20 protein-coding genes are annotated in these 23,066 nt (G+C 69.1%); 8 read left to right on the top strand and 12 right to left on the bottom strand.

Annotated elements, in window-relative coordinates:
- Positions 1-51 precede the first annotated feature (51 nt).
- The 7 genes from H6900_02965 to H6900_02935 all read right to left on the bottom strand — a co-directional run bounded on the left by H6900_02965 (position 52) and on the right by H6900_02935 (position 8,486).
- Positions 52-1,383, bottom strand: coding sequence for an insulinase family protein (locus tag H6900_02965; GenBank protein ID MCC0072231.1), 1,332 nt, complete (start codon positions 1,381-1,383; stop codon positions 52-54).
- A complete protein-coding gene (locus H6900_02960) occupies positions 1,380-2,714 on the bottom strand; it encodes an insulinase family protein (GenBank protein MCC0072230.1) in 1,335 nt (444 codons plus the stop codon). Before H6900_02960 ends, H6900_02965 begins: the two co-directional genes overlap by 4 nt.
- 91 nt (positions 2,715-2,805) lie before the next feature.
- Positions 2,806-3,336 (bottom strand): DUF3035 domain-containing protein, encoded by a 531-nt coding sequence (locus H6900_02955; protein ID MCC0072229.1) that lies wholly within the window; start codon positions 3,334-3,336, stop codon positions 2,806-2,808.
- Positions 3,337-3,368: 32 nt separating this feature from the next.
- Positions 3,369-3,860, bottom strand: a complete 492-nt coding sequence (gene lspA, locus H6900_02950; protein MCC0072228.1) for a signal peptidase II — start codon at positions 3,858-3,860, stop codon at positions 3,369-3,371.
- A 1-nt stretch (position 3,861) separates the two neighbouring features.
- Complete coding sequence (gene purH, locus H6900_02945) at positions 3,862-5,439, bottom strand: bifunctional phosphoribosylaminoimidazolecarboxamide formyltransferase/IMP cyclohydrolase (GenBank protein MCC0072227.1); 1,578 nt, start codon at positions 5,437-5,439, stop codon at positions 3,862-3,864.
- A 13-nt stretch (positions 5,440-5,452) separates the two neighbouring features.
- A complete protein-coding gene (locus H6900_02940; GenBank protein ID MCC0072226.1) occupies positions 5,453-7,207 on the bottom strand; it encodes a heparinase II/III family protein in 1,755 nt (584 codons plus the stop codon).
- A 52-nt stretch (positions 7,208-7,259) separates the two neighbouring features.
- Entirely contained in the window at positions 7,260-8,486 is a 1,227-nt protein-coding gene (locus H6900_02935; GenBank protein MCC0072225.1) for a methyltransferase domain-containing protein, read from the bottom strand.
- A 75-nt stretch (positions 8,487-8,561) separates the two neighbouring features.
- Between H6900_02935 and H6900_02930 the strand changes: the two genes are divergently transcribed.
- The gene (locus H6900_02930; protein ID MCC0072224.1) at positions 8,562-8,735 is read left to right on the top strand and encodes a DUF1674 domain-containing protein; all 174 of its coding nucleotides are present in this window, start codon (positions 8,562-8,564) and stop codon (positions 8,733-8,735) included.
- Here the strand turns inward: H6900_02930 and H6900_02925 are convergent.
- Together H6900_02925 and H6900_02920 are read right to left on the bottom strand one after the other, a co-directional pair.
- On the bottom strand, positions 8,732-9,406 hold the full coding sequence (locus H6900_02925) for a 5-formyltetrahydrofolate cyclo-ligase (protein MCC0072223.1): 675 nt from the start codon (positions 9,404-9,406) through the stop codon (positions 8,732-8,734). The two genes, H6900_02930 and H6900_02925, sit on opposite strands and share 4 nt — an antisense overlap.
- Positions 9,407-9,460: 54 nt before the next feature.
- A complete protein-coding gene (locus tag H6900_02920; GenBank protein MCC0072222.1) occupies positions 9,461-11,722 on the bottom strand; it encodes a cytochrome P450 in 2,262 nt (753 codons plus the stop codon).
- 79 nt (positions 11,723-11,801) lie between these two features.
- Here H6900_02920 and H6900_02915 point away from each other — a divergent pair, with 79 nt between their 5' ends.
- Genes H6900_02915 through H6900_02885 form a run of 7 tightly spaced genes read left to right on the top strand, consistent with a single transcriptional unit; the run spans position 11,802 to position 19,058 of the window.
- Positions 11,802-12,482 (top strand): helix-turn-helix domain-containing protein, encoded by a 681-nt coding sequence (locus H6900_02915; GenBank protein ID MCC0072221.1) that lies wholly within the window; start codon positions 11,802-11,804, stop codon positions 12,480-12,482.
- 54 nt (positions 12,483-12,536) lie between these two features.
- Complete coding sequence (locus H6900_02910; protein MCC0072220.1) at positions 12,537-13,262, top strand: serine/threonine protein phosphatase; 726 nt, start codon at positions 12,537-12,539, stop codon at positions 13,260-13,262.
- 58 nt (positions 13,263-13,320) lie between these two features.
- Positions 13,321-14,139, top strand: a complete 819-nt coding sequence (locus tag H6900_02905; protein MCC0072219.1) for an OmpA family protein — start codon at positions 13,321-13,323, stop codon at positions 14,137-14,139.
- A 59-nt stretch (positions 14,140-14,198) separates the two neighbouring features.
- On the top strand, positions 14,199-15,512 hold the full coding sequence (locus H6900_02900) for a flagellar hook-basal body complex protein (GenBank protein ID MCC0072218.1): 1,314 nt from the start codon (positions 14,199-14,201) through the stop codon (positions 15,510-15,512).
- Between the two features lie 17 nt (positions 15,513-15,529).
- Positions 15,530-16,951: a flagellar hook-associated protein FlgK gene (gene flgK, locus H6900_02895; protein MCC0072217.1), complete on the top strand. Its 1,422-nt coding sequence runs from the start codon at positions 15,530-15,532 to the stop codon at positions 16,949-16,951.
- Positions 16,952-16,953: 2 nt separating this feature from the next.
- Entirely contained in the window at positions 16,954-17,958 is a 1,005-nt protein-coding gene (locus H6900_02890; protein MCC0072216.1) for a hypothetical protein, read from the top strand.
- Positions 17,958-19,058 carry a flagellar basal body P-ring protein FlgI gene (locus tag H6900_02885; GenBank protein MCC0072215.1) on the top strand — a complete coding sequence of 367 codons (1,101 nt, stop codon included), beginning with the start codon at positions 17,958-17,960 and terminating at the stop codon, positions 19,056-19,058. Before H6900_02890 ends, H6900_02885 begins: the two co-directional genes overlap by 1 nt.
- Positions 19,059-19,129: 71 nt before the next feature.
- Here H6900_02885 and H6900_02880 read toward each other — a convergent pair whose 3' ends face one another.
- From H6900_02880 to H6900_02870, 3 genes are read right to left on the bottom strand one after another with little or no spacing between them, the layout of a single operon-like run.
- Positions 19,130-20,350: a glycosyltransferase gene (locus tag H6900_02880; protein MCC0072214.1), complete on the bottom strand. Its 1,221-nt coding sequence runs from the start codon at positions 20,348-20,350 to the stop codon at positions 19,130-19,132.
- A complete protein-coding gene (locus H6900_02875) occupies positions 20,347-21,960 on the bottom strand; it encodes an ABC transporter ATP-binding protein (GenBank protein MCC0072213.1) in 1,614 nt (537 codons plus the stop codon). Before H6900_02875 ends, H6900_02880 begins: the two co-directional genes overlap by 4 nt.
- Positions 21,957-23,063, bottom strand: coding sequence for an ABC transporter permease (locus tag H6900_02870; GenBank protein MCC0072212.1), 1,107 nt, complete (start codon positions 23,061-23,063; stop codon positions 21,957-21,959). Before H6900_02870 ends, H6900_02875 begins: the two co-directional genes overlap by 4 nt.
- Between the last annotated feature and the right edge of the window lie 3 nt (positions 23,064-23,066).

Below are 23,066 nucleotides of genomic sequence, written 5' to 3'. Positions count from 1 at the left end.
AGGTTCAGGCGTTTGCTCATGGTGCGAAACTGCCTGCCGCGCGCGGACGGGTCAATCGTGGCGCGGTTCGTCCGTCCCGCTTTCGACCCCCACGGGTTGGCCCACCACCACGAAGTGCAGCGCGTCGGGTTGGGCCAGGCGCCGGGCGACGCGGCGCACGTCGTCCAGCGTGACGGCGTTCACCAGATCGTTGCGGATATTGACGTAGTTCAGCGGGAACCCCTGGAACTGCATCGAGGCCAGGATCGAGGCGATGGAATCGTTGCCGTCGAAGCGCAGCGGGTAGGCGCCGGTGAGGTAGGTCTTGACCTGGTCCAGCTGCTCCTGGGTGATGCCGTCCTCGGCCAGCCAGCGGAATTGCTGGCGCACCAGGTCGATGGCCTCGGCGGCGGTCTCGTTGCCGGTGGAAAAGCGACCGACGAAGCTGTCTCCGAACCGGAACGAGGCGACCGAGGTATAGATGCCGTAGGTCAGGCCGCGTTCCTCGCGGATTTCGTGCATCAGGCGCGACCCAAAGCCGCCGCCGCCGAAAATCTCGTTCATGACATAGGCGGGCATGAAATCGGGGTCGTCCCAGCGCAGCCCGCCGTGGCCGAACTGGATCACCGATTGCGGGCCCGGGACCTGGACCACCGTGACACCCGGCGTGGCGTCATAGCTGCGATAGGTGGGCAGTGGCGTGTTCGAGGTCGGCAGATCGTCCTGGATCCGGTCCACGATGGCGCCCAGGTCGGCCGGCGTGATGTCGCCCGCCGCGCCAACATAGACCAGATCGCTGGTGAAAGCGGCGCGATGGGCGTCCAGCATGTCATCGAGGGTCAGCGCGCCCAGCGTGTTGGGCGTGCCGTCGGTCGGCGTGGCATAGGCGTGGCCCGCATAGCCGTCGGCGGCCCAGGTCTGCTGGGCGATGGTGTTCGGGTTGCGCGCCGCGCGTTCGAGCGAGGCGATGGCCTGCGCGCGGACGCGGTCCAGGCTCATCTGATCCAGGTGCGGATCGGTCAGCGCCAGCATCGCCAGGTCGATCACCTGGTCGCGGTTCTCGGTCAGGGCGCGGATCGTCATGGTGACCGAATCGCGGCTGGCCTGGAACGTCACGTCAGCGGCCAGCGATTCCAGCGCGGCGGCGTATTGCTGAGCGTCCATGTCGCCCGCGCCCTCGGTCAGAAGCGAGGTCATGAGCGATACGGCGCCCGCCTTGCTCGCCGGGTCCAGAGCGGCCCCGCCGGTAAAGATCACCTGGATCGACACGAAAGGCAGCGAGTGCTCCTCGGACAGCCAGGCGGTGCGGCCCATGGGCGAGGTCACTTCCTGGATCTCGACCGCGCCGGCGGGCAGGGCGAGGGTGCAGACCAGCGCGGCGGCGCTGAGAAAACGGGCGATCATTGAGCATCCTCTCCCATCAGCCAGCCGGTGACCGAGGCGTTGCGGTTCAACTGCCGCGCGGCGGCGACGACATCCTCGGGGGTGACCGATTCCAGCGCGCCCAGCCAGTCGTGATAATCCTGCAAGGTCAGGCCGATCGCCAGATCCTCGCCAACGTTCTGCGCGCGTCCGGCGGTGTCGTCCTGGTCGTAGATCGCGCTGGCGCGCAGTTGCATCCGCACGCGCTGGAACTGCTCGGGGTCGGGGCCGTTGGCGATGAATTCGGCCACGACCTGATCCATCGCGTCCTCGGCCTGCTGCAAGGTCACGCCGGGTTTCGGCATCACGCCCAGGGTAAAGGTCCCCTGATCCAGCGCCGTGCCGTCGTAGCCTGCCCAGGCACTGACGGCGACGTTCTGGTCATAGGTCAGCGCGCGTTCCAGAACCGAGGTCTGCGACGATCCGCCCAGCAGCGCCGCCAGCACCTGAAAAGCCGCCGCCTGTTGCTGGTCGCCCGCCTGCCGGCGCGGCGCCAGATACAGCCGGTAGAGATAGGGTTGGCCCACCCGTGCATCGTGCATCACCAGGCGCCGTTCGGCGTATTGCGGCGGCTCGACGGGGTGATCGCGCGGCGGCAGGTCGGCCACCGGGGGAATCGGCCCGTAATACTGTTCGGCCAAAGCGCGGACCGAGTCGGGGGTGACATCGCCGGCGACGACCAGGATCGCGTTGTTCGGCGCATAGTGCTGGTGATAAAAGGCCGCGGCGATGTCGCCGGTCAGTTGCTCCATCTCGTGGCGCCAGCCGATGATCGGCCTGCCATAGGGGCTGTTTTGGAACAGTGCGGCGCGCATCTGCTCGCCGAACACGCGGTCGGGGCTGGATTCCAGCGTCTGCCCGCGTTCGCGCAGGATCACGTCGCGTTCCGGCAGCCAGTCCGAGCGGTCCAGCCGCAAATGCGTCATGCGGTCGGCCTCCATCTGCATCATCAGGCCCAGCCGGTCGGCGGCAACGCGCTGGTGATAGGCGGTATAATCCCAGCTGGTAAACGCGTTGTGGGTGCCGCCATTGGCCTGCACGATGCGGTCGAAATCGCCCTCTTCCATCGTGTCCGTGGCCTTGAACATCAGATGTTCCAGGAAATGGGCGATGCCGGAATGGCCTGCCGGATCGTCGGCCGCGCCGACGCGATACCAGACCATGTGCACCACCACCGGGGCGCGGTGATCCTCGATCACGACGACCTGCATCCCGTTGTCCAGGGTGAATTCCACCGGCTCCGAGGCGCGGGCGGACAGCGAGGTCGCCGCCAGCAGAAAGGCGACGGCGATCAGGCGCTTGGCGAAGAACATGGGGTAGGCTCCGGTCCTGGGGTCGCCCGCAGAATTACCGGCGAACGGCCGGCGCGCAACGGGGGTTGCCGCAGTTGTGAAGCCGGCGCGATTACTGACCGGGCGGCGGGGCCGCGGGGGTGCGCACGCCCCGGGTGCGCCAGCGCTGCAGTTCGTCCTGCGGGTCGAGGAGCTGTTCCTCGTAGGCCTGGCGATACATGTTGGTGTTGAACAGGCGTTCCAGCGGGCGGACGCGCGTGCCCTGACGCAGTTGCAGGTCCTCGGACGCCAGTTCCTGACGGATTTCCGGGTCCACGCCCTGACGCCCGGCATAGCGGACCAGACCGGCATCGGCCGCCGGCACGCCCCGCGACTGGCCGGCCGAGGGGCGCCCGCCCATTGCGGCCACGGCCTCGGCCCGGGGATCGGGATCGACCAGATTGGTGCCGCCCGGGGTCGGGGTCGGCAAGGTGCGGTAGTCGGACGGCGCCTGAAGCGGGTTGGTCGGCACGATCGAGAATTCGTCCGGGCTGTCCTGCCGCGCCTGAAGGTTCATCAGTTGCGGCGTTTCGCCGGCCCGCGAGCAGGCGCTGACGGCCAACAGGCCGAACGCGATCAAGACGCCAAGGCGAAGAGTGCTCATCCGTGGTCCCCGGTCCTCTGAGGTGCCCCTGTTTAGCCCAAGCCTGTCCCGCCGTCACGGGGCGTTTTTCCCCCGGCGGCAAGGATCAGCCCGAAGGCGCCGACAAAGATCGCGATATCGGCGACGTTGAACGCCCAGGGATTGGTCCATCCGCAGCACGAAACGTTCAGGAAATCCGCCACCGCGCCCCAAATGGCGCGGTCGATGGCGTTGCCAAGGGCGCCGCCGATCAGCGCCCCCGCCGCCAGTTGCATCGCCGGGCGCGCGCCTTCCTTGCGGGTCCAGCGCCAGACCAGCGCGCTGACGATCACCGGCAGCACCACCAGACCCCAGCGCAGAAGCTGCGATTCGTCGGCGAACAGGCCAAAATTCACCCCCCGGTTCCACGCCATGGTCAGCGCGACAAAGGGCGGCCAGAGGTCGATGTGCAGGACCGCCGGCAGATCGAGACCGACCACCACCAGCCATTTCAGCGCCTGATCCAGCGCGATCACCAGAATCGAGGTCCAGAGCGCGATCTTCATCTCAGTGCCGGAAATGGCGCATTCCGGTGAAGACCATCGCCAGGCCCGCCTCGTCGGCGGCGGCGATGACCTCGGCGTCGCGCATCGACCCGCCGGGCTGGATGACGCAGGTCGCCCCGGCCGCGGCGGCCTCCATCAGGCCGTCGGGGAAGGGGAAGAACGCGTCCGACGCCACCGCAGAGCCAAGGGTCAGCGGTTGCGGCAGGCCCAGGACCTCGGCCATGCGCTCGGCCTTTTTGGCGGCGATCAGGGCGCTGTCCACGCGGCTCATCTGCCCGGCGCCGACGCCCACGGTGGCGCCGTCCCGGACATAGACGATGGCGTTCGACTTGACGTGCTTGGCGACCTTCCAGGCAAAGAGCAGGTCCTGCATCTGGGCCTCGGTCGGGGCCTTTTTCGTGACCACTTTCAGATCGTCCAGACCGACAAAGCCGTTGTCCTTGTCCTGGACCAGAAAGCCGCCGGCGACCTGGCGAAAGGTCAGCCCGCCCGCGCGCACATCGGGCAGCCCCTCGGTCGTCAGCAGGCGCAGGTTCTTCTTGGCGGCGAAAATGGCGCGGGCCTCGTCGCTGGCGCCGGGGGCGATCACGACCTCGGTGAAGATGCCGGTGATCTCGTGCGCGGTCTCGGCGTCCAGCGGCCGGTTCAGCGCGACGATGCCGCCAAAGGCCGAGGTGCGATCACAGTCGAAGGCCGCCTTGTAGGCCTGAAGCAGGGTCGCCCCGCGCGCGACGCCGCTGGGGTTCGCGTGCTTGATGATCGCGCAGGCCGGGCCGTCGGTGAATTCGGCCACCAGTTCGAACGCCGCGTCGGTGTCGTTGATGTTGTTGTAGGACAGCTCCTTGCCCTGGTGCTGCACGGCGGTGGCGACCCCGGGGCGGCCGGTGCCGTCGGTGTAGAAGGCCGCCGACTGGTGCGGGTTCTCGCCGTAGCGCAGGGTCTGCGCCAGGGTGCCGGCAAAGGCGCGGCGGCGCGGCGCGGGGGTTTCCAGCGTGCTGGCGAACCAGGCGCTGACGGCCGCGTCATAGGCGGCGGTGCGGGCATAGGTATTCGCCGCCATGTCCTGCCGGAACCGCAGCGTGGTGCCGCCCTGCTCCAGTTGCGCCAGCAGCGGGGCATAATCGGCGGGGTCGGTGATGACGGTGACCCAGGCGTGGTTCTTGGCTGCCGCGCGCAGCATGGCCGGGCCGCCGATGTCGATGTTTTCCACGCAGTCGTCATAATCGCCGCCGCGCGCCACGGTGGCCTCGAACGGATAGAGATTCACCACCAGCAGGTCGATCGGCAGGATGCCGTGTTCGTCCATCGAGGCGCGGTGTCCGGCGTCCTCGCGCAGCGCCAGCAGGCCGCCGTGCACCATCGGGTGCAGCGTCTTGACGCGGCCGTCCATCATCTCGGGGAAGCCGGTCAGGTCGGCCACGTCCCTGACGGCCAGCCCCGCGTCGCGCAGCGCCTTGGCGGTGCCCCCGGTCGAGACCAGCTCGACCCCCTTGGCGGCCAGGGCGCGGCCCAGGTCGATCAGACCGCTCTTGTCGGAAACAGAGAGCAGGGCGCGTTTCAGCGGGACGATGTCGGTCATGGGGCAGCGGTCCTCAGTCGAGAGCGAACAGATCTCGCGGCAGGGCCAGGCCGGTGTCGCGGCCGATGTCGCGAATTGCCAGCGGGGTATCCTGTGCCTTGGCCAGTGTCCAGTTGATCTGGCTGGTTTCGTCCAGGATCGCGGCGCGAACGACGATCTGCTGGCACGGGCGCGGCGCCAGTCGGCCCTTTTCCAGATAGACCGAGGGTTCCAGCGACAGGCGCCCCGGCCCGTCGAAGCGGAACACCCAGATCTCGCCCGAGGGCAGCGCGACCGAGACCGCGCTGCCGTTCATGTCCAGCGAGGGGTCGGCCTCGGGGTGCAGGTGGAAGCGCAGCGAATAGGCGATGCCGCGCATCCGGCTGGCGTTCAGCAGCCGGTCGAAGGTCTTGCGATGGTTGGGCTCCAGCGCCGCCAGCGTATCCTCGCCCAGCAACACGCGCCCGTCGCGCGACAATTCCAGCGTGCGCACATGGGTCAGCCCGTGGGTGGCCACATAGCCGTCATGACTGATGAGCAACGAGGCCGCATCGCGTTCGTCCGTGCGGTGCAGCGTAACCAGATCGGGCCCATCGACCAGGGGCGCGCCACCGTCCTCGGGCTTGCTGGCGCGGCCGAACCGGGCCGAGGACGTGCCGTCGATCGACAGGGTCGAATGCGAATTGGTGGCGCGGGCGGCCTTTTCCCATTCCGGCCCAAAGGGCACGCCCGAGCCCGAGTTGACGATCAGCGGCCTGCGGTTCGAGGTCAGTTCGAACGCCAGCATCGACGCATGGGCGCGCTGCGCGGCCGGCCCGGCGGGCGGGGCGGCGGCATCGACGATCACGCTGGTGCGCCCGCCTTCCAGCCGGGCAAAGCCCATCGCCTGCGGCAACGTCGGGCGCACCGGCACGGCGGCGATGGCCAGCGCGTGTTCGAACCGCCCCTCCATCCCGCGACCGCCGCCGTGAAAGCGGGCCAACCCGCCGTCGGCGTGTCTGAGGGTGCGCAGGCACGGCGTGATGCGGTCGATCGCGGCCTCGAGCGCCGGGGGCACCGGGTGTTCGGCATCCTCGAGCGCCAGCTTGGCCCAGGTCAGCAGGGTGAAGACTTCGAGCAGGTCCTCAGGGTTGCGGCTGGCGATGGCACCGCCCGCGTCGATGTCGCGCGCGCACGCCGTGGACAGGGCCTGCATCGCGGCCTCGCGATACCCGTCCATGCCCAGCAGGGCATAGGCGGCGTAAAGCAGGCCGGTCAGGGCCTCGAACCGGGGCAGGCCGGGTTCTGCGGCCTGCCAGCGGCGCGCCAGGAACGCGGTCTGGCGGCCCAGGGCGGCGAAAAAGGGTTGGTTTTCCGCGCCGCTGCGGGCCGAGGTGAGGAAGATCGCGTGATGCAGCCAGCGCAGCAGGCGGCGCCCTGTCAGGTCGGGCGCCCATCCCGGGCCGTCCCCCATGCCGAAGCGGTCGATCCAGTCGAACACCCAGCCCTGCGCCGCCAGCCGCGCGGTCCGGTCGCCATTGGCGGCCAGATGGTCCAGCCAGCTCATGCCATGCAGTTCATCCGCGAACCCCTGCGAGGGGGGGTCCACCGTCCAGGGTTCCAGCGTTTCGACCATGTGCCCGGACAGCAGGAAATTGCCCTGCGCGATCTGCCGGCCGCGCGCAAAGAAGCCCACGGTGCGCGGCTCCGGCATCGAGGTAAAGCCACCCGCCGCTGGCGCCGAGCGCACCGCGCGCGCGGCGAGGCGGTTGCCCCACCGGCGTTTGCGCGCTGCCCAGCCGTGATCCATGCCTCACCTCTTTTCGTTGGGCATACCGCCCCGGCGCCGGTCTGTCACGCGATCACGCCGGGGCGCGGCGAAGAAGCGCCATGTAGAAGCCGTCGATCCCGGCTTCGTGATCGTCGGGGCGCGTGCGCCAGCCGCCCTCCGGCGTGGCGCGGCCCAGCGGTTGGGGCGGGGTGGCGACGGTCAGGCCGGGATGACGGGCCAGGGCGGCGGCAATCTGCGCCTCGCCCTCGTCGGGCAATAGCGAACAGGTGCAATAGACCAGCCGCCCGCCCGGTTTCAGAAAGCCCAGTGCCCGGTCGATGAGCCGCGCCTGAAGGGCGGTCAACCCGTCCACATCGGCGGGTTTGCGCACCATCGGCAGGTCGGGGTGGCGGCGGATGGTGCCGGTGGCGGAACAGGGCGCATCCAGCAGCACCGCGTCCACCGGCGCGGGCGGTGCCCAGTCCAGTATGTCGGCGCAGACGACGGCGGCGGTCAGGCCGGTGCGCGCCAGGTTCTCGCGCAGGCGCTTCAGCCGCCCCTCGGACAGATCGAGCGCCGTCACCGCCGCCCCGGCCGCGGCCAGTTGCATCGTCTTGCCGCCGGGCGCGGCGCACAGATCCAGCACCGTGTCCCCGGGCTGCACCGCCAGCATTCCGGCGGGCAGCGCGGCGGCGGCGTCCTGCACCCACCAGTCGCCGCTGTCATAGCCGGGCAGCGCGCTGACCTGCACCCCGGAATCGAGCCGCCACGAGGCGCCGATAGCGCGCGCGCCGGCGGGGGGCGTGGCGCCCGGTTTCAGCGTCAGGTCCAGCGCGGCGCCCCGGTGATGCGCGGCTTCGATGGCTTGCAGGGTCTCCTCGCCGTAAACCCCTTTCAACCGCCGCCGCAGCCAGCCGGGCAGGCGCTGCACCGGCAGGTCGGCCCAGCCCGGAAACGCGGCCGCCTTGCGCAGCACGGCGTTTGCCAGCCCGGCGGCGCGGGCGGTCGCGGGCGCCGCCTTCAGTGCCGCGACCGTGGCATTGACCACCCCGTGCGCGGCCTCGCCCTGGTCCAGCATCGCCACGACGCCGACGCGCAGCGCGGCGATCACCGGCGGCGCGGGTTCGTGGCGCAGGTGGGGGCGCAGAACGGTGTCGGCGCGCGCCAGGTTGCGCAGCGTCGCCAACGCCAACCGCAGCGCCTGCGCGCGGGTGGCGGGATCGGCGGCGGGCACGGGGACCTCGGGCAGCATCTGGCCGTCGATCACGCCCTGCACCATCAGGGCGGCCAACCGTCGCGGGTCAATGGGGGCGATCATGGGGCCTCGGTCTTGTTCACGGCATGCGGGACGTTTAGCTTGCCCCTAGCCGATTGCACCGTGCAAGGAAAGCCGATGGACCGTTCCGACCTGCCGCCCGCCGCCCAGCGCGCCCTGGCCGAGGCCGAGGCCCGCCGCAAGGCCGCCGAAGCCGCCCCGACCCCGCCCAGGGAACTGGGCGGCCGCGACGGGCCTGAGCCGGTGCGCTACGGCGACTGGGAAAAGAAGGGCATCGCCGTCGATTTCTAGCGAAAGACCTGCACGCCGTCCTCGGTGACGATCACGTTCAGCGCGATGTCGTGCGGTTGCGGAAAGATCGTCGCCAGGCGGGCCGATTGCAGCCCCACGCCGATAGTGAACGGGTGCAGCCCGGCCAGCGTGCGGTCGAAATACCCGCCGCCATAGCCCAGCCGGTAGCCGCCGTCCTCCCATCCGACCAGCGGCGCAAGCGACACCAGCGGCGTGACCACCGGCGAGTCGGGGGGCGGGACGGGGATGTTCCAGTCGCCGCGCACCATCGTGGTGTCCGGCGTCCACTGCCGAAAGACCAGCGGCGCGGCCTTGGTTTCCACCAGCGGCAGGGCAATGCGGATTCCCTGCGCGTGCAGGTCGGCCATCAGCGGGCGCAGGTCGGCCTCGCCCTTGATCGGCCAATAGGCGGAAAAGACGGTGCCCGCCCCCCAGCCCGGGACATGCGGCAACAGGCTGTGCAGGTGCCGCATCAGCGCCTGGCCCCAGTCGCGCCGCGCCTCGACCGACAGGGCCCTGCGCGTGTCGAGCAGGCGGGTCCGTTCGGCCTTGCGCCAGCGGGCGACGTCCCGGGCCTGTTGCGGATCGACCGCGAGGGGATCGAAGTAATCGGGCGCGACCTCGGCCGCGTAACATGGCGGCGAGGCAAAGCGGGCGGGCTTGTCGGGCATGGCGGGACCTCCTGCCTCAAGAGGTAGCGCGAAAATCCGTGATGTAAATACAGATTACAGGCGCACCTTCAGCCGATCCCCCGCGGCGCGCGAACAACAGGCCATCATCCGCCGCCCCTCGGCCCGCTCGGTGCGGGTCAGAACGCGGTCGCGGTGGTCGATCCCTCCGTCGGCGACCTCGATCTCGCAGGTGCCGCACAGACCCTCGCCGCAGTCGCAAGGCACGTCGATGCCGGTTTCGTGCAGCACGTCCAGCAGGCTGCGCGTGGCGGGCACGGTGAGGGTCAGGTCGGAATCCAGCAGTTCGACGGTAAAGGCGTGGTCGCGGTCCGGGTCCAGCGCGGTATCGACCGGATCGAAATGTTCGAAGGTCAGGATCAGGTCGGGGCGGGCGGCACAGGCGGCCTCGACCCCCTGGATCAGCCGCGCCGGGCCGCAGACGCAGACCTGCGCGCCCGGGGGCGCGGCGGCGATCAGCGCGGGCAGGTCCATGCGCCGCCCCTCGTCCCCGATCCACAGATGCGCGCCGGGATGATCGCGTGTCACCCGGTCCAGCAGCGCCATGCCGGCGCGGCTGCGCCCTGCGTAGTGCAGCGCGTGGGGCCGGTCGCGCAGATGGTCGGCCATCGCCAGGATGGGGGTGATGCCGATGCCGCCCGCGATCAGGACATGGGCGGGGGCGCTGTCATCCAGCCGGAAGTGATTGCGCGGGCCGCGCGTGTGAACGATGTCGCCCGCGCGCAACGAGTCATGGATCCAGCGCGACCCGCCGCGGCCCTGATCCTCGCGCAGGATGGCCAGCGACCAGGCGCCGTTTTCACCGCAGAGCGAATATTTCCGCGTCAGATCGCCCGGCAGGTGCAGGTCGATATGCGCGCCGGGCGACCAGGGGGGAAGGGGCGCGCCCTCGGGGTCTTCCAGCGTCAGGCCCAGCACGCCCTCGGCCACGGGCGCCAGCCTGGCGACCCGCAGCGCGCGGGTCAGCACCCGCACATCGGGGGCGCCGATGGGAAAGCGGCGGGTGCCCGCGCGCAGGGCGGGATTGCGGCGTTCAGGGTTCTGCGCGGGGTCCCAGTGCACCAGAACCCGGTCCACGCCATAGAAACTGACGTTGGGCAGCGCGTGAAAGGTCTGATCCTGCAACGCCATATGCGGCAGGCGGCGCGTCAGTTCCTCGAGCATCACGCGCAGTTCCATGCGGCCCAGGTTCTTGCCCATGCATTGATGCGCGCCATAGCCGAACGTCAGATGCGAGGCCGCGTTGTCGCGCCACAGGTCCAGCGCGTCGGGGTTCTCGAACTGGCGCGGGTCATGATTGCCCGAGGCCGAGACGATCAGAAGCCGCGCGCCCTCGGGGATCGGCACGCCGCCGACCGTGGTGTCGGTGGTCGTCACCCGCCGCCATGCCACTTGCGAGCCCGAGTGCCGCAGACATTCCTCGACCGCGTTGGGGATCAGGTCGGGGTTGCGGCAGACCGCGCGCCAGGCCGCCCGGTCGCCCAGCATCCGCCGCATCATGTTCGCGCCCGCCAGCGCCGTCGTCTCATGCGCGGCGACGATGATCGCCATCAGCATCGAGTGCAGATAATTGTCGGTGACGATCTCGGGGATTTCGCGGTTGGCGCGAATCATGTCGTGCATCCAGCCGTGGCCGTCGGGGTTGGCCTTCATCCGCTCAAGAACCGCGCCGCAATAGGCCCAGAAACGGCCCACGCCATGCGCCAGTTCGGCCTGCTCGTCGTCGCTGGGCTTGCCCCAGACGTTGAGCGTGTGGGCCACCGAAAACTCGCGCAGTTTTCCCATGTCGCTTTCGGGCACGCCCAGGAAATGCAGGGCGACAGTCAGGGGAACCTCCCATAGCAGCGCCTTGACCAGGTCGGCCTCGCCCGTGTCGATGATGGCATCCACCCGGTCGCGCACCAGCGAGCGCACCATCGCCTCGTGGCTTTCCAGCGCGGCGGGGGAAAAGGCATCCAGCAGCGCGCGGCGGCGCTCCATATGGATGGGCTCGTCCTCGTTCACCAGGGTCTTGCGCAGGTCAAAGGCATAGGTCTTCAGGATTTCGACCGCCTCGGCTGTGGGGGGCACCATCTTTTCCAGCGCGACCGAGGCCGAGAAGGTGAGGTTGTCGCGAAACACCGCCTTGATGTCCGCATAGCGGGTGACGACCCAGTAGTTCAGCACCTCGGAGTAAAAGACCGGCTCGCCGTCGCGGGCCCAGGCCAGCGCGCCGGGAGGATCGGATTGGAACGCGGGGCCAAAGGGATCGAACGCGCGCGCGCGGTCGCTGGATTGGTGCATGGGGCAGCCGGACATGCGATCCCTCCTTGATCTTTATCCGTCACATGTGGTGCTATATGCGTAACACCATGCCCAGGGACGGGTCAATCGCGCCATGACGACCTTGCAGACACTGGACCGGGGCCTGGCGGCCCTGGCACTGATCGCCGACAGCGCGGGGCTGAGCGTGCAGGCGCTGGCGGATGCGCTGGGCGTGCACAAGGCGATCGCCTATCGCATCGTCGCCACCCTGGAAGGGCACGGGCTGGTCGCCCGCGCGCCGGACGGGCGGGTGACGCTGGGCGCGGGCACGCTGGCGCTGTCGGCGCGTTTCGCGCCCCATTTCCAGACCGAGGCCGCGCGCGTTCTGGCCGATCTGTCGCGCGCCACGGGCTGCACCGCCTGCATCGCCGTGGCCGAGGGTGACACCTGCGTCGTCTCGCAGGTGCACGAGGCCGAGGCCGGTTTCATGCGGCTGTCCTATCGCGTGGGCGTGCGTCATCCGTTGACCCTGGGGGCGACCGGGCTGGCGATCCTGGCGGGCCGCGCCGCGCAGCCGGGCGAATCGCCGGACGTGACGCAGGGGCGGCGCAAGGGGTATGTGGTCACGCAGGGCCAACTGGAGGCCGGGGTGACGGGTCTTGCCCGCCCTGTCCTGCGGCCCGGCGAGGCCCGCGCCGGGATCGAGCCCTGCATCGCCGTCGCCCGGTTGGGAACGCTGGACCTGTCGGCCGCCGTCGCCGCCACCGAACGCAGCGTCGAGGTCTTGCGCGGGTTGCTGGTGGCGGCCCGATGATTGCACCCGACCGCGATTTCCCGCACAAGGCGGCAGGAAACCGGGACCCAGCGCATGACCCCTCGCACCTATGCCATCGGCGACATTCACGGCCAGATCGACCTGCTCAAGCAGGCGCATGACTGGATCGCCGCCGACCGCGCCCGCGTCGCCGATGCCGAGGCCCCGGTCGTGCATGTGGGCGATCTGGTGGACCGGGGGCCGGATTCGCGCGGCGTGATCGCCTGGCTGATGGCGGGCCAGATGACGGGGCAGCCCTGGGTGGTGCTGAAAGGCAATCACGACCGCATGTTCTCGCGGTTCCTCGAAGGCGAGCGCGATCACCGTTTGCGGGCCGAGCTGGACTATCTGCACCCAAAGATCGGCGGGCCGGCGACGCTGCGCAGTTATGGCCTGCCTGGCGATGCCACGCCGGTGCAGGCGCGTGCCGCCGTGCCCCCGGCACAGCGCGCGTTTCTGTCCGACCTGCCCTGCCATTTCCTGCGCGGCGAGGTTCTGTTCGTGCACGCCGGCATCGCGCCGGGTGTGCCGCTGGACGACCAGACCGAGGACGATCTGACCTGGATCCGCGCCCCGTTCCTGGAGTTTGCAGATCCCCATCCGTGGCTGGTGGTGCACGGACACACGCATATTTCCGCGCCCACCCATTACGGAAACCGTGTGAACATCGACAGCGGCGCCGCCTATGGCGGGCCCTTGACCGCCGTCGTGATCGAGGGGCAGCAGGTCTGGGTGCTGGGGCCCGGCGGGCGCGTGCCCCTGCCTCCCGGCACGGATTAACCCGCGGTTCACACCTGTCTGCTAGCCCTGTGACTGGGTGAAGTGAACGGGTGATGGGATGAGCCGGCAAAACGATGCCAGGCCTATCATCATCAAACGGAAGAAAGTGGTTTCCGGCGACGGCCATCATGGCGGCGCGTGGAAAGTGGCCTATGCCGACTTCGTGACGGCAATGATGGCGTTCTTCCTGATGATGTGGCTGCTGGGTGCAACAACGGAATCGCAACGGCGCGGTCTAGCGGATTATTTCAATCCGTCGATCCCCGTGCACAGGATTTCCTCGGGTGGCGAGGGGATGTTCGGCGGCGACGATCTCGAGACGCGGGCGCAGATCGGGCCGACGACGCCGGACCGGCCGCGCAGCGAATCGGACGAGGCCGGTCAAGCCGACACCGAAACCTTCGAGGATGTGCAGCAACGCCTCAGCGGGCTGGGTGGCGAGAGCCCGGTCATGGACGACGCGCTGCGTCACGTCCTGACCCGCGTCACCGACGAGGGGTTGGTGATCGAACTCTTCGACCTGCCCGAGGCCCCCCTGTTCGATGGCGACAGCGATCTGCCGATGCCGGTGCTGAACCGCATCGTGGATATCGTCACGCAGGTTTTCCCCATGGTCGTCAATCCCTTGGCGATCGAAGGCCATACCCGCAGCTATACCGTCGTTCAGGCCAATGATCCCCGTTGGGCGCTGTCCACCAGCCGCGCCGACCGCGTGCGCCGGCTGCTGGACCAGGCCGGTTTCGATCCGGCGCGGGTGGCGCGCGTCACCGGCCACGCCGACCGCCGCCCGGCCGATCCGAACCCGATGGCGGTGCGCAACAACCGGCTTGAGCTGATCCTCCTCAGGCGGCCGGGAGGGACGGCGGATCGGCGTTAGCCGCGCATTAACGCCCTTGGTGCAGTGTCGGGTCCATCGCACTGCACGAAAGGGCTGCCATGTCGACGCTATACTCCTCGTTCAATGCCGGCATTTCCGGTCTGAACGCCAACTCGACCCGCCTCGCGGCGATCTCGGACAACATCGCGAACACGGGGACCATCGGTTACAAACGGGTCATTGCCTCGTTCCATTCGATGGTTCTGTCGGGCTCGCATTACGGGCCCTATATCGCGGGCGGCGTGCGGTCCTCGACCATGCGACTGATCGACGAACACGGCACGCTGACGAACAGTTCCAACGCGACGGATCTGGCGGTCAGCGGGCGCGGTTTCCTGCCGGTCACCTCGGTCACCGCGATCAATGGTGGCAGCGAAACCCTGCCGTTGATGCTGACCACGACGGGCTCTTTCCGGCCCGACGCGGACGGGATGCTGCGCAATCCCGCCGGGCAGATCCTGCTGGGCTGGCCGGCCAATGCCGACGGCACCATCGGCACCTTCCCGCGCGACACGGTGGGCGGTCTGGAACCCGTGCGCATCAACTCGAATCAATTCGCGTCGGATCCGACGTCGCATATCTCGATCCGGGTGAACCTGCCGGCGACCGGCACCGCGTCCGATTCGGACGGGGCGACGCATGACGTGGCATTGGAATACTACAGCCCCCTCGGCACGACCGAGACGATGACCCTGACGTTCTCGCCAACGGTGCCGGCCACGGGCAGTTCCAACGAATGGCTGGCCACGGTGACCGACCCGGCGACCGGCACGGTCGTGGGGGAATACACGGTGACCTTCGACAACGCGCCGCCGAACGGCGGGCGCATCTTGTCCGTCAGCCAGGCGCCCGGGGCGCCGGGTGGGGCCTATGACTCGGCCACCGGCGAATTCACGGTCACGGTGAATGGCCAGCCGATCGCGCTGAACATCGGCGCCCCGGGCAGCGAGGACAGCATCACCCAGATGGCCGAAAGCTTCGTGCCCGTCGCGCTGGATCGCAACGGATCGCCGGTGCAGTCGCTGGTGGGTGTGCAGGTCGATCCCAGCGGGTTCGTCAAGGCCTACTACGACTCAGGCCTGATCCGGACCATCGCCCAGGTGCCCCTGGTCGATGTCCCCAATCCCAACGGGCTGACCGCACTGAACAACCAGGCGTTCCGGGTCTCGCCGGATTCGGGGCCGATGTTCCTGTGGAACGCGGGCGACGGCCCGACGGGTGAGATCGTCGGCTTCGCGCGCGAGGAATCGACAACCGATGTCGCCGCCGAACTGACCAACATGATCCAGACCCAGCGGGCCTATTCCTCGAACGCCAAGGTGATCCAGACCGTGGACGAGATGTTGCAGGAAACCACCAACATCAAACGCTGACCTGATCGGAGGGTGCCATGAGCATCGCAAGTGCCTTCAACAACGCCACCACCGGCCTCGCGGCGTCGGCGCGCGCGGTGCAGGTGGTGTCCTCGAACATCGCCAATGCCCTGACCGAAGGGTATGCCGCGCGGCGGCTCGATCTGGGGTCGGCCACGCTGGGGGGCGGGGTGCGCATCCTGGGCACCACCCGCCTGACCGATCCCGTGCTGCAAGGCCTGACGCGCGACGCCGCCGCGTCCGCACGGTTCGGCGGCACGCGCAATGCCTTCTGGCAGCGGATCGAGGGGGCGCTCGGCCTCCCGGGCGAGGGGGTGTCGCAGGCGCTCTCGGCCTTCGATTCGTCGCTGGTCTCGGCCAGCGACCGGCCGGATCTGGACAGCCGCCTCGGCGCCGTCGCCGACCGTGCGGCCGCGCTGGCCGCGCAATTGGGCAGCGTGCAGGATACGGTCCAGTCCCTGCGGTTCCAGGCCGACACCGCGATCGCGCAGGATGTCGAGACGCTGAACACCGGCCTCGCGCGGATCGACGATCTGAACGAAAAGATCGTCCGGATGCAGGCGTCGGGCCAATCGTCGCTGGGGTTGCAGGATGAACGCGCGGCGCTCATCTCGACCCTGTCCGAGATTGTGCCGATGCGCGAAATGCCCCGCGCCGACGGGCGGATCACGCTGTTCTCTTCGGGCGGCACGCTTTTGCTGGACATCGCCCCCGCCGAGATCGGCTTCAACCGCGCCCCTGCGATGGAGCCGGGGCTTCAGGCGGGCGCGGGGCTTTCGGGCCTGACAATCGGCGGGCGGCCCGTCGATACCGGTGCGTCGGGTCCCATGGCAGGTGGCCGTCTGGCCGCCAATTTCCAGATCCGCGATGTGGATGGCGTGCAGGTGCAGACCCGGATCGACAGTTTCGCGGGGGACCTGATCGCGCGGTTCTCGGATCCCGCCAGCGATCCGACCCTGGCCCCGGGTGCGCCGGGCCTTTTCACCGACGCGGGTGCCGCGCCGACCGCCACCCCCGGGCTGGCCGGGCGCATCGCGGTGAATGCGGCGGTCCAGCCCGCCCAGGGCGGTGCACTCTGGCGACTGCGCGACGGGATCGGCGCCGCCGGCCCGGGCGCCGTCGGCGACGCAACGCAGCTTTCCCGGTTGGCCGCGGCCCTGGACCGGCCGGTTTCGGTGATGCCCGGCAGCGCGCAACTGACCTCGGCGCAATCCCTGGGCGAGATGCTGACCGACGTATCCCGTGCACGCCAAGGCGCCGAGGAGAGCGCGATCTCCACACAGGCCCGCCACGCCGAACTGACCGAACAGGGGCTCGCGCAAGGTGTCGATACCGACGCGGAAATGCAGCGCCTGTTGATGATCGAGCAGTCCTATGCCGCCAACGCGCGCGTTATCGAAACGGCCGATTCGCTTCTGAAGCGCCTGATGGAGATCTGACCATGAGCTGGGCAACCCTGGGCAGTCTCGCGCTGCCGTTTCACCTGAACCGCAACGCGACTGCGCTCAAGTCCGAGATCTCGCGCCTGGGGATCGAGGCCACCACCGGCGAGGCGCAGCGACCGCAAGCCTTGTTGAAGGGCAGTCTGACGCCGCTCGCCGCGGTCGAGGCACGGATCGCGCGCGTCGCCACCTTTGGCCAGACGGCGCGTCTGGCCCTGACCCGCACCGATGCCGCGCAGGCTGCGCTGGGCCAGGTGGCGGGACTGGGGCAGGCCAGCGCCAGCCGCATGCTGACCGCGGCCGCGGGCGCCGGCGACGACGCGGTGCTGACGGCGGGCGGGGCGGCGCGCGCGGCGTTGGGCGATGCCGTCGCCACGCTGTCGCAACAGGTCGCGGGGCAGGCGGTCTTTTCGGGCGTCGCCACGGACCGCGCGCCGCTGGTTCCGGCCGACGCCATGTTTGCCGCGCTGGGGCCAGTTGTCGCGGGGTTGACCTCGGCCGATGCCGTCGCGGCGGCGGTGACCGCCGCGTTCCTGGACCCGGGCGGACTGTTCGAGACGGCGTTTTACCAGGGCAGCACGGAAGCCGCGGGCGGGTTGATCGACGCAGGCCAGGCCGCAGATGCGCTGCCAACCGCCGCTGACGCGGGTGTCCGCACTCTGCTTGCCGGGCTCGCGATCTCGGCGCTGGCCGGCGATCCCGCCCTGGGACTGGATGCCGGCCAACGCCGCGCGCTGGCACAAACCGGGGCCGAGCGCCTGCTATCCGCCGACCGGGGCATGACCGCGCTTCAGGCCCGGGTCGGCACCGCGCAAGAGCGGCTGGATACCCGGGTCACGCAGCTGATCGGTGAACGCGATGCGCTGTCCCTGGCCCGCCAGGAGCTGGTCGGTGTCGATCCTTATGAGGCAGTGACGCAGCTCGAAAACGCGCAGACGCGGCTGCAATCGATCTATGCCGTCACCGCCCGCACCGCGCGCCTGTCGCTGACGGAGTATCTGTGATGCTGCGGGGCCTGCTGGCCGCGTTGTGCGTGATCGTGACCGCGGCATCGGCGGCGGCGCAGATCCGGTTGAAGGACCTCGTGGAATTCGACGGGGTGCGTGGCAATGACCTGATCGGCTACGGCCTGGTGGTGGGTCTGGACGGAACCGGCGACGGTATCCGCAACGCGCCGTTCACCGAAGACATCATGACCAACATCCTGGAACGGTTGGGTGTGAACATCACGGGCGAACAGTTCCGTCCGCGCAATGTCGCGGCGGTGCTGGTCACGGCCGCGCTGCCGCCCTTCGCGCGCACCGGGTCGCGGGTCGATGTGACGGTTTCGGCGATCGGCGACGCCAGCAGCCTGTTCGGCGGCACCCTGGTGATGACCCCCTTGAACGGGGCTGACGGACAGATCTATGCGGTGGCGCAAGGGGCGGTCATCGCCGGCGGGGTCGCGGCGCGGGGCGACGCGGCCCAGGTGGTCGAGGGGGTGCCGACCTCGGGCTCGATACCGGGCGGAGCGCGCGTCGAACGCGAGGTCGAGTTTGCGCTCGCGTCGCTGTCGCGCGTGCGGCTGGCGTTGCGACAGGCGGATTTCACCACGGCGGTCCGCATCGAGCAGGCGATCAATCGCCACTTTGGCCGTGCCGTGGCGGCGATGCAGGACGCGGGCACGGTGGTTCTGGACATCGCCGCGACGCGCGCGCCGTCCGCGGCCCACGCGTTGAGCGAAGTTGAAAACCTGGTCGTCGATCCCGGAACCCGCGCCCGGGTTGTGATCGACCAGCGGTCGGGCACCATCGTGATGGGCGAGGATGTGCGCATCAGCCGGGTCGCCGTCGCCCAGGGCGGACTGACCTTGCGGGTCGAGGAGTCGCCGCAGGCGGTGCAGCCCAACCCGTTCAGCCCGGGCCAGACGGTCGTGGTGCCCCGCACGAATGCGTCGATCGCGCAGCAGCAAGGCGTCAGCCTGGCCGAGGTTCAGGGCGGCACCACCCTGGCCGAGGTGGTTGCCGGGCTGAACGCGCTGGGGGTGGGGCCGCGCGACATGATCGACATCCTGAACACGATCAATGCCGCGGGCGCGCTGCATGCCGATCTTCTGGTGCGCTGAGGCGCGTCACGGCGTGCATGTCGCGCCGCCGTCCGGCGGGTCCGGGCGGCGACGGGGCTCAGCCGCGGGGATCAGGCGACGCCTTCGACAAAGCCGATCAGGCGTGGCAGGCACAGGCGCTTGAGGTCGTAGTTCTCGACGATCAGGGCGCGCGCGGCGGCGCGCAGGGGGTCGGACGCGACCGGATCGGCCAGCCCGTCGATCAGCGTTTCGGCGATCTCGGCGGTGTCGAAGAAATCGACCAGCCGGCCGGTGACGCCATCGCGGATCAGTTCTTCGACCGGGGCGGTGCGCGAGCCGACCACCAGCGCGCCGGCGCTCATCGCCTCGAGCAGGGACCAGGACAGGACGAAGGGCACCGTCAGATAGCAGTGCACCCGCGTGCACTGCATCAGGGCCGCAAAGGTGGGGTAGGGGACCTTGCCGGTGAAATGCACGCGGCTCAGGTCGATGCGGTCGCGGACCTCGTCCAGGAAAATCTCTTTCCAGGTGCGCCCGCCACCCGGGCGCGGGCCATAGCTGACGTCGTCGCCGCCGATGATGACCACCTGCGCCTTTGGCCGGGCGCGCAGAACCTCGGGCAACGCCCGAACAAAGGAATGATAGCCACGGTAGGGTTCGAGATTGCGGTTGACGAAAGTCAGAACCTCGTCACCGGCGCGGAATTCGACGCCCGAGGGCAGGACCGCCCGCGCCTGCGGATCGGGGCGCAGTCGGTCGGTGTCGATGCCGTCGTGAATGATAGTGATCTTGTCGCGGAAACAGGTGGGGAAAGTATCGGCCTGGAATTCGGTCGGCGACAGGGCGGCGTCGCATTGGGTCATCATCAGGGCCTGATGGCCCTGGCGCGCGATCACGGCAAACTTCTTGTCATCGTCGGCAGTTCCGAATTCGGGGTCGAAGCCCACGTCCAGCCCGTGCGGAGAATAGTAGAGTTCGGCATAGAGCAGGTGGCGCGCCTCAGGCCAGATCTCGCGCAGGAACAGGGTCTCGCCCCAGCCGCCGTGACCGAAGACCACGTCGGGCACGAACCCGTGCTTGTCGCGCAACTGCCGCGCGGCGCGGGCGGCGCGATAGGCGCGGTTCGTCATCTCGGCATAGGTGGTGCCCAGACGGGCCTCGCGCGGGTCGGGGCGGCCCTCGGGCTTGCGATAGCGATAGGTGGTGATGGGCGAGGTGCGGGTGTTCGTTTCGTCCGTCAGCGCAACGACCTGATGGCCGCGGTCCACCAGAGCGGGCGCCAGATGCAGGAACTGGCCGGGAAAGTTCTGGTGCACAAAGAGAATCTTCATCCCTCGCCCCCCCCGGCCGTCGCGCGCAGATCGAACGCCGCCGCCAGAAGCGCGCGGGTATAGTCATGCGCGGGCGCGTCGAAGACCTGCGCGGCGGGGCCGTATTCCAGCACATCGCCCTGTTTCAGAACGAGGATCTGGTGCGACATCGCGCGCACCACGCGCAGGTCGTGGCTGATGAACAGATAGGCCAGCCCATGCCGGCGCTGCAACGCGCGCAGCAGTTCGACGATCTGCACCTGCACGGTCATGTCCAGCGCCGAGGTCGGCTCGTCCAGGATCACCAGCTTCGGTTGCAGGATCATGGCGCGGGCGATGGCGATGCGCTGGCGCTGCCCGCCCGAGAATTCGTGCGGATAGCGGTCCATCATCGCCGGGTCGAGCCCGACTTCCTCCATGATCGCGGCGACGGCCTGGCGGGGCGCGCCGCCGGTCGGCACCCCGTGCACGCCCAGCCCCTCGGCGATGATTTCCTCGATCGTCATGCGTGGGCTGAGGCTGCCGAACGGGTCCTGGAACACGATCTGCATGTCGCGGCGCAATTCGCGCGGCGGGCGGCGCAGGCTTTCGGGGCTGATGTCGCGGCCCAGAAAGACGATCCGCCCGGTCGATCCGGTCAGCCGCGCTATGGCCAGCGCCAGTGTGGTCTTGCCCGAGCCCGATTCGCCGACGATCCCCAGGGTTTCCCCCGCGCGCAGGCTGAGGGTGGCGTCGTTCACCGCCTTGACGTGGCCGACCGTGCGCCTGAGAAAGCCGCGCTGGATCGGGAACCAGACGCGCAGCGCATCGGTGGACAGGATCTCGGGCGCATCGGCGGCGACGGTGCCGGGGGTTCCTTGCGGTTCGGCGGCCAGCAGCTTGCGCGTATAGGGATGGGTCGGCGCTTCAAAGACCTGCGCGGTGGGCCCCTGTTCGACGATCTCGCCGTTCTGCATGACGCAGACACGGTCGGCGACACGGCGGACAATGTTCAGGTCATGGGTTATGAACAGCATCGACATGCGTTCCGAGCGTTTCAGATCGGCCAGCAGGTCCAGGATCTGCGCCTGGATGGTCACGTCCAACGCGGTCGTCGGCTCGTCCGCGATCAGCAGCTTGGGCCCGTTGGCCAGCGCCATGGCGATCATCACCCGTTGGCGCTGCCCGCCCGAGAGCTGGTGCGGATAGGCGCCAAGCCGGGATTCGGCGTCGCGGATGCCGACTTTCTGCAACAGGTCCAGCGCGCGGGTGCGGGCGGCGTCGCCGATCAGGCCCTGGTGCAGGGTCAGCGATTCCGTGATCTGGCGTTCGACCGTGTGCAACGGGTTGAGCGAGGTCATCGGCTCCTGGAAGATGAAGCTGATGTCGTTGCCGCGCACCCGCCTGAGGTCCGCCCCCGAGGCGCCGACCATCTCGGTCCCCTCGAACCGGATGGAGCCTGTGACATGCGCCGCGTCGGGCAGCAGCCCCACCGTGCTGAGCGCCGTCACCGACTTGCCCGAGCCCGACTCGCCCACCAGCGCGAGGGTCTCGCCCTCGGCGATGGCGAACGAGACGCCCTTGACCGCAGCGAGTTCCGCCCCGGCCTGACGAAAGGCCACGCCCAGGTTTTCGAGGCTGAGCAGGCTCATCGGAAGGTCTTTCGCGGGTCAAAGGCGTCGCGCACGCCCTCGAAGATGAACACCAGCAGGCTGAGCATGATGGCAAAGGTGAAAAACGCGGTGAACCCCAGCCAGGTCGCCTGAAGGTTCTGTTTCGCCTGAAGCGTCAGGTTGCCCAGCGACGGCGCCGAGGCCGGCAGGCCAAATCCCAGGAAATCCAGCGTCGCCAGCGACGCGATGGCGCCGGTGATGATGAAGGGCAGCATGGTGACGGTCGCGACCAGCGCGTTCGGCAGGACGTGGCGCGCCATGATCCGGGCGTTCGAGACCCCCAGCGCGCGGGCGGCGCGGACGTATTCGAAATTGCGCGCGCGCAGGAACTCTGCGCGCACCACGCCGACCAGCGCGGTCCACGAGAACAGCACCATCAGGAACACCAGCAACCAGAAGTTCATCGGGATGATCGCGGCGACGATGATGATGACGTAGAGCGACGGAACCGAGCCCCACAATTCGATCAGGCGTTGCGCGATCAGGTCGGTCAGACCGCCGAAAAAGCCCTGCACCGCGCCCGCCGTGACGCCCATGACCGACGACAGCGCCACCACCACGAAAGCAAAGCTGACCGACAGGCGGAAGCCGTAGATCACCCGCGCCAGCACGTCGCGCGCGGCGCCGTCGGTGCCCAGCCAGTGGTCGCCATCCGGGGCGGACGGTGCCGGGCCGCCCAGGTTGTTGATCGTGTCATAGGAATAGGGGATCGGCGGCCAGATCATCCAGCCGGGGACCACGGTTTCGCCGTCCACGGTGCCGGACGGGGCCTGCGCCCGCGCGTCCTCGGGGTCGTCGAGGCAGAGTTCCATGCCGCCGGTTTCGATCAGGCACTGCACCTCGTCCGTGCGGTAATCCGCCTGGGTTCGGAACTCGCCGCCATAGGCGGTTTCGGGATAGAAGCGGAAGATCGGGAACTGGTAGCTGCCGCGATAGTTGACCACGATCGGCACGTCATTGGCCAGGAACTCGGCGAACAGCGTCACGCCGTAAAGCAGCAGGAACAGCCACAGCGACCAATAGGCGCGGCGGTTGGCGCGGAAATTGCGCCAGCGGCGCTGGTTGAGGGGGGACAGCGCCATCGT

This window comes from Rhodobacter sp., from assembly GCA_020637515.1.
Classification (GTDB): Bacteria; Pseudomonadota; Alphaproteobacteria; order Rhodobacterales; family Rhodobacteraceae; genus Pararhodobacter.
The sequence above is the reverse complement of the archived record's forward strand: the minus strand, read 5'-3'. Positions and strand labels throughout refer to the sequence as shown.

Coding starts and splice junctions, on each gene's coding strand:
- H6900_02965 (MCC0072231.1), bottom strand. CDS start 1,383: ATGATCGCCCGTTTTCTCAGCGCCGCCGCGCTGGTCTGCACCCTCGCC.
- H6900_02960 (MCC0072230.1), bottom strand. CDS start 2,714: ATGTTCTTCGCCAAGCGCCTGATCGCCGTCGCCTTTCTGCTGGCGGCG.
- H6900_02955 (MCC0072229.1), bottom strand. CDS start 3,336: ATGAGCACTCTTCGCCTTGGCGTCTTGATCGCGTTCGGCCTGTTGGCC.
- lspA (MCC0072228.1), bottom strand. CDS start 3,860: ATGAAGATCGCGCTCTGGACCTCGATTCTGGTGATCGCGCTGGATCAG.
- purH (MCC0072227.1), bottom strand. CDS start 5,439: ATGACCGACATCGTCCCGCTGAAACGCGCCCTGCTCTCTGTTTCCGAC.
- H6900_02940 (MCC0072226.1), bottom strand. CDS start 7,207: ATGGATCACGGCTGGGCAGCGCGCAAACGCCGGTGGGGCAACCGCCTC.
- H6900_02935 (MCC0072225.1), bottom strand. CDS start 8,486: ATGATCGCCCCCATTGACCCGCGACGGTTGGCCGCCCTGATGGTGCAG.
- H6900_02930 (MCC0072224.1), top strand. CDS start 8,562: ATGGACCGTTCCGACCTGCCGCCCGCCGCCCAGCGCGCCCTGGCCGAG.
- H6900_02925 (MCC0072223.1), bottom strand. CDS start 9,406: ATGCCCGACAAGCCCGCCCGCTTTGCCTCGCCGCCATGTTACGCGGCC.
- H6900_02920 (MCC0072222.1), bottom strand. CDS start 11,722: ATGTCCGGCTGCCCCATGCACCAATCCAGCGACCGCGCGCGCGCGTTC.
- H6900_02915 (MCC0072221.1), top strand. CDS start 11,802: ATGACGACCTTGCAGACACTGGACCGGGGCCTGGCGGCCCTGGCACTG.
- H6900_02910 (MCC0072220.1), top strand. CDS start 12,537: ATGACCCCTCGCACCTATGCCATCGGCGACATTCACGGCCAGATCGAC.
- H6900_02905 (MCC0072219.1), top strand. CDS start 13,321: ATGAGCCGGCAAAACGATGCCAGGCCTATCATCATCAAACGGAAGAAA.
- H6900_02900 (MCC0072218.1), top strand. CDS start 14,199: ATGTCGACGCTATACTCCTCGTTCAATGCCGGCATTTCCGGTCTGAAC.
- flgK (MCC0072217.1), top strand. CDS start 15,530: ATGAGCATCGCAAGTGCCTTCAACAACGCCACCACCGGCCTCGCGGCG.
- H6900_02890 (MCC0072216.1), top strand. CDS start 16,954: ATGAGCTGGGCAACCCTGGGCAGTCTCGCGCTGCCGTTTCACCTGAAC.
- H6900_02885 (MCC0072215.1), top strand. CDS start 17,958: ATGCTGCGGGGCCTGCTGGCCGCGTTGTGCGTGATCGTGACCGCGGCA.
- H6900_02880 (MCC0072214.1), bottom strand. CDS start 20,350: ATGAAGATTCTCTTTGTGCACCAGAACTTTCCCGGCCAGTTCCTGCAT.
- H6900_02875 (MCC0072213.1), bottom strand. CDS start 21,960: ATGAGCCTGCTCAGCCTCGAAAACCTGGGCGTGGCCTTTCGTCAGGCC.
- H6900_02870 (MCC0072212.1), bottom strand. CDS start 23,063: ATGGCGCTGTCCCCCCTCAACCAGCGCCGCTGGCGCAATTTCCGCGCC.